The sequence below is a fragment of the Selenomonas sp. F0473 genome, from assembly GCF_000315545.1.
Taxonomy (GTDB): Bacteria; Bacillota; Negativicutes; order Selenomonadales; family Selenomonadaceae; genus Centipeda.
The window spans coordinates 1,136,470-1,150,269 of the sequence record NZ_JH992902.1; the positions used below are offsets into that span (position 1 = coordinate 1,136,470).

Genomic DNA, 13,800 nt, shown 5'->3' on the forward strand with positions numbered 1-13,800 from the left:
ATAACAGAATACATCGAAGGTCAACTGAAACGAGACAGGGAATCTGATCAGTTGAGTTTATTTGACCCGAGAGACCCATTTATGGGTAGCAAGTAACAAACGCATGGCTGGCAGGCCAATAAAAAGCGTACTTGTACGCCGCTAGTAATATTAGGGCTATGCCCGAAAATGAAAAACCACCCGCTACGCGGGTGAGTATTTATTATAAAAAACCAAAAAATACCTATTGACATCCCCTTTCCCTGCCCTTATAATACAACATATGAATAGTCATTCATATGTTGTGAAAAATAGAAGGGGACGATTACTATGAAGAAGGCATTTAAACTGAGCGAGCTCGACTGCGGCCACTGCGCACAGGAGATCGAGGACGCCGTGGCGAAACTCGACGGCGTGAACAAGGTGCGCGTGAACTTCATGAGCCAGCGTATGACGCTCGACGCGGACGACGCGCGCTTTGACGAGATCCTCGGCGAGGTCAGGAAGATCATCAAGACGATCGAACCGGACGCCGTATTCGAGGGCTAAACGACCCGAAAGGAGCCGCATCATGACAAAAAAACAAAAGCGCATGCTCTGCCGCATCTGCGGCGCGGCCGCGCTCTTCATCCCCGGCATGATCTTCGAGAAGACGATGCCCGGCATGGTGCTGCTCCTCGCCGCCTATGCCCTCATCGGCTGGGACATTCTGTGGCGCGCGGCCGTCAACATCCGGCACGGACGCGTCTTTGACGAGAACTTCCTCATGGCGATCGCAACCGTCGGCGCGCTGCTCCTCGGCGACTACTCCGAAGGCGTCGCGGTCATGCTGCTCTACCAGATCGGCGAGTGGTTCCAAGCGTACGCCGTCCAACGTTCCCGGCGCTCCATCTCCTCGCTCATGGATATCCGCCCCGACACCGCGCGCATCCTGCGGGGCGGTGCGGAGGAGGAGGTGTTCCCCGACGAGGTGGAGGTTGGCGACACGATTCTCGTCCGCCCGGGCGAGCGCGTTCCGCTCGACGGCATCATCAAGAAAGGCGAGGGACTCCTCGACACCTCTGCCCTCACGGGCGAATCCATGCCGCGCGAGGCGCATACGGGCGACGCGATCATCAGCGGGTGCATCAATCAAACGGGCGTCCTCGAAATCGAGGTTACGACGCCGTATGAGGAATCCACCGTCGAGCGCATCCTGTCGCTCGTGGAAGAGGCGACGGACAAGAAAGCGACGACCGAAGCGTTCATCACGCGTTTTGCGCGCTGGTACACGCCGTCCGTCGTTATCGGCGCCCTGCTCCTCGCCGTCATCCCGCCGCTCGTAACGGGCGATCCCTTCGGCATGTGGATCTACCGCGCGCTGACCTTCCTCGTCATCTCGTGCCCGTGCGCGCTCGTCATCTCCGTGCCGCTCTCATTCTTTGCGGGCATCGGCGGGGCGAGCCGCGCCGGTATCCTCATCAAGGGCGGCAACTACCTCGAGGCGCTCGCGAACGCTGACACCGTCGTCTTTGACAAAACGGGGACGCTCACAAAGGGCAGCTTCAGCGTTACGGACGTCCTGCCCGCGAACGGTTTTTCCAAAGAAGAGGTGCTCTTTTACGCGGCGAACGCCGAGCGATATTCCACGCATCCGATCGGCGTCTCCATCGTGCGGGCCTTCACCGAGAGCGGCAAACGCGCAAACGACGCTGACGTCCACGCCCTGGAGGAGAATGCGGGGCACGGCATCTCCGCGCACATCAACGGCCACATCATCCTCCTCGGCAAACTCGAATTCCTCGCCGCGCACAAGACCGCGGCTATGCCGCCCATTCCGCATGTCGGGGCGGTCTGTCTCGCGATCGACGGCCGCTATGCGGGCGTCGTGCACATCGCCGACGAGGTCAAGGACGATGCCAAGAGCGCCGTCCACGCGCTCAAGGAGCGCGGCATCGGCGAGACCGTCATGCTGACGGGCGATTCAAAATGGATCGGCGCGTCGGTCGGCAAGTCCCTCGGCATCGATACGATCCATGCCGAACTTCTTCCGCAGGATAAGGTCGCGGAGGTCGAGGAGCGCCTCGCCCACCGTAAGGAAGGTACGACCGTCGCCTATGTCGGCGACGGCATCAACGACGCGCCCGTGCTCGCGCGCGCGGACGTCGGCATCGCCATGGGCGCGCTCGGATCCGACGCGGCGATTGAGGCGGCGGACGTCGTCCTCATGACAGACGAGCCGAAGAAGATCGCCACCGCCATCGACATCGCGCGCAAGACCATGCGCATCGCCTGGCAGAACATCATCTTCGCCATCGGCATCAAGGCCGTCGTGCTCGTCCTGGGCGCGCTCGGCATGGCGGGGCTCTGGGCGGCCATATTCGCCGACGTCGGCGTCACCGTCCTCGCCATCCTCAACGCCATGCGCGCGCTGCATGTGAAAGAATAAATGCAAAAACAAAACCGGCAGCATCGACATCGAATCGTCGATACTGTCGGTTTTTATATGGTCAAAAATCCCGCGTTACGCCCCCATAGACACCGCTAAGCGACACGGAAGTTTCGATGCATAGCTAGGAATTGAGGCAAACGCGAGGAAGGCGTAGCCAAAACCTATGTCGACGAAGCGTTTGCCAAAAATGACGACGCTAGGCGCGAAAATCCCGCGCCACGCCCCCTCTATAGGCAACACTAAGTGACGCGCAAGCTTGGATGTATAGCTAGGCATGAGGAGAATACAAGCGAAGGTGTAGTTAAGAGCTACGTCGAGCGCAGTATTCGACGAATAACGACGCTAGACGCCAAGATCGCACGTCACGCCTCACGTCTGTCCGCGGCGCCCATGATACAGACACCACGGCTCCTCCGCCATATAATCCCCGCCGTGATAATACGCCGCGCGCGCGCGGCAGCCGCCGCACGACTTCTTATAGTTACAGGAACCGCATCCGCCGCCGTAATCGAGCGTGCGGAGTTTTGCAAGCACCTCGTTCTTCGCCCAAATCTCGTCGAAGGGCGTTTTACGCACGTCGCCGAGCTCGCGGTTGAGGTACGCGCACGGCTGCACCTTGCCGCGCGGGCTGATGATGCAGTACGTCAGTCCCGCCAGACACCCCCGCGTGAAACGTGTCCGCGTGCCGATCTGATCGGCGATGCGCAGGAACTGCGGCGCGCAGGTCGGCTTGAGTTCGATGTCGACGGTCTCCTGTTTCTTCATAATCCGCGTCAGGACATCCTCATACGCCTCGGCGCGCAAAGACTCCTCCTCGATCGTCTCGGCGCGTCCCGTGGGCACGAGAAAGAAGAAGTGGTGCGCCTTCGCCCCGATCTCCACGGCAAAATCCGTCATCGCCTCGAGCTCATGCGCGTTCCAATCCATCACCGTCGTATGGATCTGGAACGGCAGCCCGACGGCGCGACAGCTTTCCATGCCGCGCACCGCGCCCGCCCAGCCGCCCGGGAACGAACGGAACGTGTCGTGCTTTTTCGGATCGAGCGAGTCGAGCGAGATGCCCATGCCGCACGCGCCCGCATCCTTGAGCGCCTGTGCCGTCGGCAGATCGATCAGCGTGCCGTTCGTGCCGAAGACCGGGATCAGCCCAAGCCCGCGCGCATGGGAAACGAGCTCGAGGATGTCGGGACGCGTCAGTGGCTCCCCGCCCGAAAAGATCATGATGCGGAACCCCGCCCGCGCAATCTCATCAAGGAGTTTCTTCCCCTCTGCGGTCGAGAGTTCCTCCTCCGCACGGCAGCCCGCATCGCGATAGCAGTGCGCGCAGTACATATTGCACGCGTTCGTCGTGTTCCACGAGATGATCTTCACTCCGCCGCCCGCAACGCCCGGCGGATGTCCGCCCGGTCGTCCGCCGGGATGCCCCGCTCCGTGGGGATGCCCGCCCGGATGCCCCGCGCCGTGCGGGTGTCCCGGATGTGCGCCCCCCGTGTGCGGCCGGAACGCCTCTTTGCACGCGGCGGATGCGGCACAGAACTCCTGCACGGCACTCACAGCGCCGCCTCCCTGAGGCCGATCTCCTCGTCCGTCAGATAACACGAGGGATCCGACGCCCAAAAATCTCCCGTCCGCGCCTCCGCGCGCGTGCGGAAATTCCCGTTGCACCAACTGAGGTATTGGCATTTTGCACAGCGCCCCTTGAGCAGCGGCTTTCGATCCTTCAGCCCCGCGAGAATCGGATGCGTTATATCCTGCCAGATCTCGCCGAACGGCCGCTCCCGGACATTGCCGAAGGTGTGATGCTGCGTGAACTGGTCGGGATGCACATAGCCGAGCGGATCCACCTCGCCGAACGCGATGCCCGATCGGTTGCCGCCGTTCGCGCCGATGAGCTTTCGGATCTGCGCCGCCCCCGCGTCGTTGCCCTCCGCGAGCGCCTTGATGTACATATAGACGCCGTCGCAGTGATTGTCGACGGTCAGAATCTCCTTTTTGAGCCCGCGCGCCTCGAAGTCCTTCGTCCGTGCGATGATCGTGTCCATCGCGCGGCGCGACTCCTCGGCCGTTACGTCCTCGTCCATCATCCGGCCGCCGCGCCCCGAGTAAACGAGGTGATAGAAGCAGACGCGGTTGATGCCCTTTTCCTCGATGAAGTCAAAGATCTTATCGAGCTCCATGATGTTGTGCCGGTTGATGGTAAAGCGCAGCCCCACGCGCTGCCCGACCGCGACGCAGTTCTCGATGCCCTCCATCGCGCGCCGGTACGCGCCCTCCACGCCGCGGAACATGTCGTTCACATCCGCGAGGCCGTCGAGCGAGATGCCGACGTAGCCGACGCCGAGGTCCTTGATGCGCTGCGCGACGTCGCGCGTGATGAGCGTCCCGTTCGTCGAGAGCGTCGGGCGTACCCCGCGGTCGCGTGCGTGCTCTGCCAGCTCGAAGAAATCCGGCCGAATGAGCGGCTCCCCGCCCGAAAACAGCAGTACGGGCACGTGAAAATCGGCCAAGTCGTCGATGAACCGCTTAGCCTCCTCCGTCGTGAGCTCCCCCGCATACTTTTTCCCGTCCGACTCCATATAGCAGTGGCGGCAGCGCAGATTGCACGTGCGCGTCGAGTTCCAGACGACGACGGGTCCCATCCCTTCGGCCGCGCCGTTCCGCATGCGATGCGCGTTATGCCCGTAGCGCAGCGCGTCGCCGTAGTGCGCGTCCATAAAGAGCAGTTTGGTTACGCTGATCATATGGATCCCCTATCCGAAAATATCATACACAGAGTAAAAAGACTTTACGCCTCGTCGCGCGCGCGGATCCCGTCGAGCAGGAGCTTCGTTTTGAGCGCGATGTTCTCTTGGAACGAGAGATCGAGCCTGCTGAACGCCGCCGCCTGGTAGAGCGAGTGGAACATCTCGGCAATGAGATCCACGGGCACATCGCGGCGAATCTCTCCGTCGGCCTGTCCCTGTGCGATGATCTCCGTAAAGATCTCTTTGATCTGCGGCGTCATGCGCCTGCCGCTCTCCGCCGTTCCGCGCGGATGCGGCGCGGTCTTTGCATCCTCCAGCGCGCCGCGAAAGGAGTCTCCCGTTTCGTGCGGGTCCTGTGGGCCCTGGCGGCGCGACGCCGCGAGGAAGAGCGGCATCACAAACCGGTTCTCATCGAGGAATTTTGCCGTCACATGCGCGCCGACCTCGAGGAGTTCGAGTGCGGTCCGCTCGGCCGCGCGCGCCTCCGCGAGCGCCATGCGGATCGCGTCTCCGAGCCGCCCCAACAGCGAGAACAGGAGGTCCTCCTTCGATGTGAAATAATTGTAGAACGTACCGATCCCGAGATCCGCGGTTTTCATAATATCCGCGACCGACGTATCCTTGTAGCCGTTCTTCGAGAACTCGCTGATCGCCGCCTCGAGAATCATCCTGCGCGACTGCATTTTCTTGCGCTCGCGCCGTCCCATTTTCGCCTCCAACAAAACTCCACCCTTCTTTAAATAACAACTTACGGTATCATTATAGCGAAAAAATTCCCGTTTGAAAAGAAAAATATGAACGACATTCATATTTTCATTCTCAATACGCTTATTGAGAACGACAAAAAAGGCGCCGACCAAAGTCGACGCCTGCGCGTTCATTGAAATGGTGACCCAGGAGGGATTCGAACCCCCGACCCTTTGATTCGTAGTCAAATACTCTAATCCAGCTGAGCTACTGAGTCACTTCGTCTTGCGACGGTGATTATACTAACATTTTTAGGAGGTCGTGTCAAGGGGGAATTTTGGCGCGGCTTACATAACCGTCTGTGGGATCATAGGCAATCACTGCACGGTGGGGAAGATTCATATCTTTTTCTATCCCTAATATTCTCTTACGCGCTCTCCCCATATACCGTCGCGATAGAGGCGCGTGAGTCGCATGGGGACGAGATTGCCGCGTGTGACGGGCGCGTCCGTATAGACGCGGATATAGGTGTCCGTCAACCCGTCGGCGATGCCGTTCTCGGTCGTTTCAAAGAGGACCTCCGCCGCCGTGTCGAGCGCCGCGCGGCGGCAGTTCTCCGAGAGTTCTGCCGCAAGCGCCTGCATCCGCGCCACACGCTCCTTACGGACGGGCGCGGGGATCTGATCCGGCCGCCGCGCGGCGGGCGTTCCCCTGCGCGGCGAATACGGGAACACATGCATGCGCGCGAACCCCATCCGACGTATGAAGTCCATCCCCTCCGCAAACTGCGCCTCCGTCTCGCCCGGGAACCCCACGATGACGTCCGTCGAAACTGCGACCCCCGGTACGGCACGACGCACGTCCTCTATGAGCCGTGCGAACGCCGCGGTATCGTAGTGGCGGTTCATCGCCGCGAGGACGCCGTCGCTCCCCGCCTGGAGCGGCAGGTGCAGATGCGCCGCAAAGCGCGGCTCTGTACGGATCAGTTCGAGGAGATCGGCCGAGAGTTCCACCGATTCGAGCGAGCTGAGACGCAGACGGCCGAGCCCCGGCAAAGAGAGCGCCGTGCGGCAGGCATCGGCCAGCGTCGGACGCTCCGCGAGGTCGATCCCGTAGGCGCCGAGATGAATCCCCGTCAGCACGATCTCGCGGAACCCGGCCGCCACGAGCCGCTCCGTCTCACGCCGCACCGCCGGGAGCGTCCGCGACTTCACAGGACCGCGCGCATAGGGAATGATGCAGAATGTACAGAAGTTCTGGCAGCCGTCCTCAATCTTAAGAAACGCCCGCGTGCGGTGCGGCATATACGCGAGCGGGATGTCCTCGAAGGTCCGCGCCTGCATGATGTCCGTGATGCGTCCCGCAACGTGATCCTCTGCGCGCAGCGCCTCCTCCACATAGTCCACGATCTGCGCGCGTTCCTTCGTCCCGATCACCACGCGCACGCCCTCGAGCGCCCGGATCTCCTCGGGTGCCACCTGCGCGTAGCAGCCGCAGACTGCGATGCAGGCGCGCGGGTTCGTCCGTGCCGCGCGGCGGATCAGCTGACGCGACTTTCGGTCGCTGAGATGAGTCACCGAGCAGGTATTGACGACATAGACGTCCGCCCGCTCCTCGAACGGCACAACCTCATAGCCGCGCGCACGGAACAGTCCCTCCATCGTTTCCGTTTCGAACTGATTGACCTTGCAGCCGAGCGTCATGAATGCAACCGCGCCCAAGACGCACCTCCTCTTCTAAAATATTTTCCATTGTACCATAGAACCGGCCGTTCGGAACAATAAATTTTTCCGCTAAACTAATGACATTTCCCAAAAATGCGATATAATAAGTACAAGGAATCGTAGCCATGCCATACACCATGGAGGGGGGGATATTCATGGCAACCATTACCCAGATGACCGGAGCCGCGCGCTCCATCTACTCGTCTCTTTACAGCGGCAATTCGCGTACGAATGCGACGGCCGCGCTTTTCGGAGGGGATACGAGCCGCGCAGGCGCGGGCACGAGTCTCTTTTCCGCGCAGTACCGCGCGCAGGACTCCAGCGCACAGGAACTGAACGCGATCTTCTCGATTGCGAATCAGGCGGCAAGTCTCCGCAAGTCCTATGCCGAAACCAGTTCGAAGTTCTACAAAGAGTACGACGCAAACATGCAGGACCTGCGCAAATCCGCAGGCACCGTCAAGACGATGAGTTACGATCTCGACGGTTCGGACATTACGACGAATGCCGACGGCTCTAAGACCTACAGCGACCGTCTCAAAAAGGCGATCGGCAACGTCAAGGATCTCGTCGCGCAGTACAACGAGACCAACGGGTTCCTCGCCGGGAACAGAGACGCAGGCCCGGGGGTGCGCCGTCTTGCTTCGGACTTTTCAGACACGACGTACAAAGCGGACTCCTATGCCAAGATGGGCATCACCGTCAATGCGAAAACGGGACAGATGACGGTGAACGAGAGCCGCCTTGCGCGCGCGCTCACGACTTCGCCCGCACAATCCGAGGCGATCCTCGGCAAAGATGGTCTCGCGGGACGCGCGGATCGTCACGCGCAGCTTGCGCAGAGTTCGCGCAGCCGCGTTTTCCCATCGATGCAGCAATCCATCGGCAAGCAGCTGGGCTACGCCGACGGTATGCTGTCGGGCGGATCGCTCTCCGCAATGTCGCGATACTCGAGCATGCTGAACCTGTTCAGCATCTACGTCTAAGGAGAATATGAAATGGATCTCACAATGGATATTGCGCAGCTGTCGGTCAATATGCATCGCCGGCAGGATATGCAGGACCTCGGCATCGCCGCCGTAAAGATGGCGATGCATGCGAACGACGACGCGCTCGAGCTCCTCGAGGAGACGACCGCGAGCGTCGATCCGAACCTCGGAAACGGCGTCGACATCTACGCGTAAACTTGAAAAACCTCGTCCCTTTTAAAGGGACGAGGTTTTTTATTGCCGTATTATGGACAGAGCGGGCAAGTCCCCGCTTCATAGATATTTAAACAGCTGAATCAATCGCTTCCCAAAAATGACATTACTCTCATCCTCGTCAAGCAGTCGCTCTCCAAAAGCCTAAAATCCATTCCGTTCATAGAACTCTAACAGCCGCGGCTTATCCTCACATTCTAAATACACAAACCTTCCGCTGGATATCCGTTGAATCTGCATAACCTTATCACATGCAATTCGAAGGAGTTTATCCCCTTCGATCAAGCGATCGTATCCGTTTGCGTAATTCTTCGCCAACTGCCCAATGAGCAACGCTGAGACAATATATCTGCGCAAGTCCTCGTCATAAGAAGAAAATTTATTGATTCTCCTACGCTGCGTATTGCTTAAACTATTCTTCTTCAAGTCGATATGGAAATACTTCTGCGCAATGGAAAAATATCCCACCACGGCGTCCTCACCTCGATACTGTTTGAGGACGAGATACGTAGCTGCAATTCCCTGTTTTGAAAATAAAACGGCTTTCTCTTTAATAAAATTCTCCACATCTTTGTTATATGGACAGGAAAACTCCGACCGTATATGATCTATTTCCTCATCTTTTCCTGCGTCTATCAAATCTCGCAAGTTAACGACGATCGTTCCTATCATTCGGAATTGTTACCCCCGACGATATTTACGCAGTAGCGTATCGATTTGATCCGGGTCACGAACTTCATAATAGCTCACATGATCGGTATCCGTATTTTTTCACGTCCCCGTTCCGCTCGCTCCAAGGCTCCTACAAAAGCTTTCAGCTGTCTGCGGCCTTTAATGTTGATACTTTTTAAAAAGCTCTTGGTCGCCATATCTATCTCCCCTTAAAATCTTCATGATAAAATAGGAACTCATTGTTCCTCTATTATATGGGAGTTCACGTATATTCGCAATGGTTTCCCGACAAATAAATATCCACCCGCGTAGCGGGTAGTTTTTCATTTTCGGGCATAGCCCTAATATTACTAGCGGCGTACAAGTACGCTTTTTATTGGCCTGCCAGCCATGCGTTTGTTACTTGCTACCCATAAATGGGTCTCTTGGGTCAAATAAACTCAACTGATCAGATTCCCTGTCTCGTTTCAGTTGACCTTCGATGTATTCTGTTACCGCCTTCGTGTTTTTCCCTACCGTATCCACATAGTAACCTTTACACCAAAACTCCCGGTTCCTATATGCAAATTTCATATTCCCAAACTTCTGGAATATCATTAAGCTGCTCTTGCCTTTTAGATACCCCATAAACCCCGATACACTCATTTTCGGTGGGATACTTATCAGCATGTGGATATGATCCGGACACACCTCTCCTTCGATTATTTCTACTCCTTTCCACTGGCATAACGTCCGCAATATCTCTCGTATTGCCGTCCGTTTCTCTGCATAAAACACTTTCCTCCGATATTTCGGGGCAAATACTATGTGGTACTTACAATTCCACCTCGTATGTGCTAAACTATGTCTGTCTGCATTTTCTTGTTTTGACATTATGTGACCTCCCTAGTACGGTTGCTCTTGCTAAGCTGGCAGGCTCGGCTCTAGCTTACCATACTAGGGTCTATTTTTTTCACCGCTTAAGCTCTTTGGAACCACGCGACTATCGCGTGGTTTTCTTTATACAACAAAAAAATCCCCCGCCCGAAGGCGGGGGATTTTTCATGCGACAATGTCGCTTTTTGTGCTGAGAATCAATTAGAACAGGAACTCAACGCGGCCGAAGAGTTTCTGAACCTTATTGTTCGGCTGATCGGCGATCGTCTTACCATTGAAGTACTTCGCGGAAAGGACGACATTCTTGAACAGCGTGTAGTTCGTTCCGAATTCAAGTCCCTTTGTAGCGAAGAGAGCACCGTCCTGCGTTGGGAAAGCGAGCGATGCGCCGCCGAGGTAACGGTAGGAAGCATATGCGCCCCACGAGCCCTTATCCGCAGCGTCTGCACCCTTGTACTCATAGGTGACCTGATAGGACTTCTTGTACTTATTGTCTGTATCAAAATCTTTATTGTGAGCATAAGCACCCGAGAGCATATTGTTCTTATCGAAACGATAGCCGAGGTTTGCCGCCCAAATGTTCATCTTATCCTTAGCATCTTTGGTGACAAAGCGAAGAGCATCCGCACCCACACGATAGTAGCCGACGCCTGCCATCAGGTTGTTCTTATTGTACTGGAGTTCGACGCCCTGATAGTTGGCGTGGTGATCGGACAGAAGGCTGTCTGCCTGATTCTGTGTCAACGTTCCATTGTTAACTAGGCGTTCAGCGACCCCATTAACGACCGCGGCTCCAGCCACATCCTCAAGATTCAGGCGGCCGCCCTGCAGCTTGAGCTGGACATCCTTACCGAAGGAAACCTCCGCGCCCGAGAACTCGTCGTCGAAAACAAGGGCGCCCGGTGCGGCATAGGCCTCAGCCGTGAGAAGTTCCATCTTGCCGAGCTTCACGGTAAAGTTGTCATAGTCACCCTGTGCCCATGCACGCTTCAGTGAAACATGACTGTCCTGGGAGTCGCCATGCGTTGCATCGTTGCCGTCTTTCATCATATCGGTCGTTGCGTCAAGACGTGCGTTCACGTGCCAGTGACTGTTCACCTCCGCAGACGGCTCGAGACGGAAAAGAAGCTGATCATCGTTAATACGACGACGGCTCTCAGGACGTACACTCGTGTAAGTATACTCGAGTTTGCCGTTCCACTTCACCATGTCGGCATTGCGCTCGAGGTTCGAGACGCGAACGCCGAGGTTGTTGAGCTCATCCGCGAACTCAGCGGCAAGGCGGTCGACGAGCGCGCGGTCCGAAGCGGACATATCGCCCTTTGCCATCGCCTTTGCAACCATCTGCGCCATCTCATAACGCGTGATGTTGCGGTCGCCGCGGAACGTGCCGTCGCCGTAGCCCTCGATAACGCCGTCAGAGGCGAGCTGGGTCACGGCGTCGTAGGCCCAGTGATCGCGGGGCACATCGGAGAACGGGTTCGCAGCCGCGAACGTGGTGCTTGCCGCGCCGACAACGAGAGCCGTTGCCAGTGCGGATACGAGAGTCTTCTTCATGAGAAACTCCTCCTTCTGATAAATAGAACTTTATCGATTTCCAAAAGGAGCGAAATCTCGCTGAAGTATCCTTGTTTCCTTTTCGCGATAGATTCCCAACCCCTTGGAACAACTTCATCATAGCATGCGAATTAATAAATTGCAAGCTTTATGAGTAAAAAATTTTATATCAGGTTGTAATTTTCATCTTATTTTCAGTGGTTTATACGCTGTTCCTTCCCTCCGGCAAAGGCGATATGCGGTACAACCCTTCTCCCCTAGAACCTTGAAAATATCTGCGGCTATTGCGACGGACAGTAAAACGCCCCCTCCAAAGATGAAGGGGGCGTTGTTCCGCGGCGGGTGCCGCAAGTATTTAGAAGAAGAACTCGACGCGGCCGAAGAGTTTCTCCGCCTTGTCCTCAGCCGTCGGTCCGACATAGATCTCCTTGCCGCGGAAATATTTCGCCGAGAGCACTACGTTTTTAAAAAGCGTATAATCCGTACCGACTTCTACGCCCTTCGTATCCCACATGGCACCGTCGCTCGTCGGGAACGGGGAAGCGAATCCGCCGAGTTTGCGGTAGGCAACATAAGCGCCCCACGATCCCTTGTCCTCCGGGTCAGCCCCCTTGTACTCATAGGTGACCTGCCAGGAACTCTTTGCATTGTCCGCCTTTGTGTTCTCTGCGTAAGCACCGGAGAGCATGCCCGCGTCGCCGAATCGGACGCCGCCGTTCACGGCCCAGATATCCGCCTTCGTGTTTCTAAGATTCTCGGCTCTGTCGTTGAGGTACCGGACCGTATTTCTCCTGTGGAAATGCATCCCTCTGAAATAATTGGATCCCAGATGGTAGTAGCCCGCACCCAGCAGGACATTATTCTTGTCATACTGCAGTTCGACGCCCTGATAGTTCGCCACGTCTTCATCCCCCGGCAGGTTGTGTGCACCGTGACCGCCGCCGGGCGCGCCGAAGGCGTCGTCCAGATCAATGCGGCCGGCCTGCAGTTTGAACTTCAAATCCTTGCCAAAGCTGACCTCGGCGCCCGAGAACTCATCGTCGAACACGAGAGCGCCGGGTTTCGCATACGCCTCGGCGGAGAGCAGTTCCATCTTGCCGAGTTTCACCTGGAAGTTGCCGTAGTCTCCCTGTGCATAGAGCCGTTTAAGCGTGACTTTGTCTCCGTCGTCATCTCCCGCGTCCGTTTTCAGCTTGGTCTCCGCATCAAGGCGTGCGTTCACGTGCCAGTGGCTGTTGATCTCAGCCGACGGTTCGAGGCGGAACAAGAGATTGTCATCGTTCGTCTTCGTATGATTGAACTTCTTGCGCTGACTCGTATAGGTATACTCGAGTTTGCCGTTCCACTTCACCATGTCGGCATTGCGCTCGAGGTTGGAGACACGGACGCCTAGGTTGTTGAGCTCATCCGCGAACTCGGCGGCAAGGCGGTCGACGAGCGCGCGATCCGATGCGGACATATCGCCCTTTGCCATCGCCTTTGCGACCATCTGCGCCATCTCGTAACGCGTGATGTTGCGGTCGCCGCGGAACGTGCCGTCACCGTAGCCTTCGACAACGCCGTCGGCCGCGAGCTGCGTCACGGCGTCGTATGCCCAGTGATCGCGGGGCACATCGGAGAACGGGTTCGCAGCGGCGAACGTGGTGCTTGCCGCACCGACAACAAGAGCCGTTGCCAGCGCGGATACGAGAGTCTTCTTCATGAGAAACTCCTCCTTCTGATAAATAAAACTTTATCGATTTCCAAAAGGAGCGAATTCTCGCTGAAGTATCCTTGTTTCCTTTTTGCGATAGATTCTCAACCTCTTGGAACGGCTTCATCATAGCACGTACATTAGCAAAATACAAGCCTTATGGCGAAAAAATTTATAACAGGTTATAATTTTCATCTTATTTTCAGCGTTTTATACGCTGTTCCTTCTCTCCGGC

Annotated in this window: 13 protein-coding genes and 1 tRNA gene; 4 read left to right on the top strand and 10 right to left on the bottom strand. The window is 57.0% G+C overall.

The window, feature by feature from the left end; all coding sequences use genetic code 11:
• Positions 1–309: 309 nt before the first annotated feature.
• Entirely contained in the window at positions 310–528 is a 219-nt protein-coding gene (locus HMPREF9161_RS05245) for a heavy-metal-associated domain-containing protein (protein WP_009728649.1), read from the top strand.
• A 22-nt stretch (positions 529–550) separates the two neighbouring features.
• A complete protein-coding gene (locus HMPREF9161_RS05250) occupies positions 551–2,407 on the top strand; it encodes a heavy metal translocating P-type ATPase (protein WP_009728650.1) in 1,857 nt (618 codons plus the stop codon).
• A 372-nt stretch (positions 2,408–2,779) separates the two neighbouring features.
• On the opposite strand, the gene nirJ2 is transcribed toward HMPREF9161_RS05250, so the two are convergent.
• From nirJ2 to mtaB, 5 genes are all read right to left on the bottom strand, one after another.
• Positions 2,780–3,964: a putative heme d1 biosynthesis radical SAM protein NirJ2 gene (gene nirJ2 / locus HMPREF9161_RS05255; protein WP_009728651.1), complete on the bottom strand. Its 1,185-nt coding sequence runs from the start codon at positions 3,962–3,964 to the stop codon at positions 2,780–2,782.
• A complete protein-coding gene (gene nirJ1 / locus HMPREF9161_RS05260; protein ID WP_009728652.1) occupies positions 3,961–5,151 on the bottom strand; it encodes a putative heme d1 biosynthesis radical SAM protein NirJ1 in 1,191 nt (396 codons plus the stop codon). The genes nirJ2 and nirJ1 overlap by 4 nt, the downstream gene beginning before the upstream one ends.
• Before the next feature lie 44 nt (positions 5,152–5,195).
• Positions 5,196–5,861 (bottom strand): TetR/AcrR family transcriptional regulator, encoded by a 666-nt coding sequence (locus tag HMPREF9161_RS05265; RefSeq protein ID WP_009728653.1) that lies wholly within the window; start codon positions 5,859–5,861, stop codon positions 5,196–5,198.
• Between the two features lie 179 nt (positions 5,862–6,040).
• Positions 6,041–6,118: transfer RNA gene (locus HMPREF9161_RS05270), tRNA-Arg, on the bottom strand.
• Positions 6,119–6,257: 139 nt separating this feature from the next.
• On the bottom strand, positions 6,258–7,562 hold the full coding sequence (mtaB, locus tag HMPREF9161_RS05275) for a tRNA (N(6)-L-threonylcarbamoyladenosine(37)-C(2))-methylthiotransferase MtaB (RefSeq protein ID WP_009728654.1): 1,305 nt from the start codon (positions 7,560–7,562) through the stop codon (positions 6,258–6,260).
• Between the two features lie 158 nt (positions 7,563–7,720).
• Here mtaB and fliD point away from each other — a divergent pair, with 158 nt between their 5' ends.
• Complete coding sequence (gene fliD, locus HMPREF9161_RS05280; protein ID WP_037348591.1) at positions 7,721–8,551, top strand: flagellar filament capping protein FliD; 831 nt, start codon at positions 7,721–7,723, stop codon at positions 8,549–8,551.
• Positions 8,552–8,563: 12 nt separating this feature from the next.
• Positions 8,564–8,749, top strand: coding sequence for a YjfB family protein (locus tag HMPREF9161_RS05285; RefSeq protein ID WP_009728656.1), 186 nt, complete (start codon positions 8,564–8,566; stop codon positions 8,747–8,749).
• 162 nt (positions 8,750–8,911) lie between these two features.
• Here the strand turns inward: HMPREF9161_RS05285 and HMPREF9161_RS05290 are convergent, their stop codons facing one another.
• From HMPREF9161_RS05290 to HMPREF9161_RS05305, 5 genes are all read right to left on the bottom strand, one after another.
• On the bottom strand, positions 8,912–9,439 hold the full coding sequence (locus tag HMPREF9161_RS05290) for an N-acetyltransferase (protein ID WP_198002155.1): 528 nt from the start codon (positions 9,437–9,439) through the stop codon (positions 8,912–8,914).
• Between the two features lie 74 nt (positions 9,440–9,513).
• Positions 9,514–9,636 carry a hypothetical protein gene (locus HMPREF9161_RS10130; protein ID WP_255344686.1) on the bottom strand — a complete coding sequence of 41 codons (123 nt, stop codon included), beginning with the start codon at positions 9,634–9,636 and terminating at the stop codon, positions 9,514–9,516.
• Between the two features lie 202 nt (positions 9,637–9,838).
• Positions 9,839–10,312 (bottom strand): IS200/IS605 family transposase, encoded by a 474-nt coding sequence (tnpA, locus tag HMPREF9161_RS05295; RefSeq protein WP_009728657.1) that lies wholly within the window; start codon positions 10,310–10,312, stop codon positions 9,839–9,841.
• Positions 10,313–10,516: 204 nt separating this feature from the next.
• Positions 10,517–11,872 carry an S-layer homology domain-containing protein gene (locus HMPREF9161_RS05300; RefSeq protein WP_009728658.1) on the bottom strand — a complete coding sequence of 452 codons (1,356 nt, stop codon included), beginning with the start codon at positions 11,870–11,872 and terminating at the stop codon, positions 10,517–10,519.
• 355 nt (positions 11,873–12,227) lie between these two features.
• Positions 12,228–13,574: an S-layer homology domain-containing protein gene (locus HMPREF9161_RS05305; RefSeq protein ID WP_009728659.1), complete on the bottom strand. Its 1,347-nt coding sequence runs from the start codon at positions 13,572–13,574 to the stop codon at positions 12,228–12,230.
• Positions 13,575–13,800 lie beyond the last annotated feature (226 nt).

Excerpts from the sequence above, each read along its gene's own strand:
- nirJ1 (WP_009728652.1), bottom strand. The coding sequence starts at position 5,151 with ATGATCAGCGTAACCAAACTGCTCTTTATGGACGCGCACTACGGCGAC.
- HMPREF9161_RS05305 (WP_009728659.1), bottom strand. The coding sequence starts at position 13,574 with ATGAAGAAGACTCTCGTATCCGCGCTGGCAACGGCTCTTGTTGTCGGT.
- HMPREF9161_RS05250 (WP_009728650.1), top strand. The coding sequence starts at position 551 with ATGACAAAAAAACAAAAGCGCATGCTCTGCCGCATCTGCGGCGCGGCC.
- HMPREF9161_RS05245 (WP_009728649.1), top strand. The coding sequence starts at position 310 with ATGAAGAAGGCATTTAAACTGAGCGAGCTCGACTGCGGCCACTGCGCA.
- HMPREF9161_RS05290 (WP_198002155.1), bottom strand. The coding sequence starts at position 9,439 with ATGATAGGAACGATCGTCGTTAACTTGCGAGATTTGATAGACGCAGGA.
- tnpA (WP_009728657.1), bottom strand. The coding sequence starts at position 10,312 with ATGTCAAAACAAGAAAATGCAGACAGACATAGTTTAGCACATACGAGG.
- HMPREF9161_RS10130 (WP_255344686.1), bottom strand. The coding sequence starts at position 9,636 with ATGGCGACCAAGAGCTTTTTAAAAAGTATCAACATTAAAGGCCGCAGA.
- fliD (WP_037348591.1), top strand. The coding sequence starts at position 7,721 with ATGGCAACCATTACCCAGATGACCGGAGCCGCGCGCTCCATCTACTCG.
- HMPREF9161_RS05300 (WP_009728658.1), bottom strand. The coding sequence starts at position 11,872 with ATGAAGAAGACTCTCGTATCCGCACTGGCAACGGCTCTCGTTGTCGGC.
- HMPREF9161_RS05265 (WP_009728653.1), bottom strand. The coding sequence starts at position 5,861 with ATGGGACGGCGCGAGCGCAAGAAAATGCAGTCGCGCAGGATGATTCTC.
- HMPREF9161_RS05285 (WP_009728656.1), top strand. The coding sequence starts at position 8,564 with ATGGATCTCACAATGGATATTGCGCAGCTGTCGGTCAATATGCATCGC.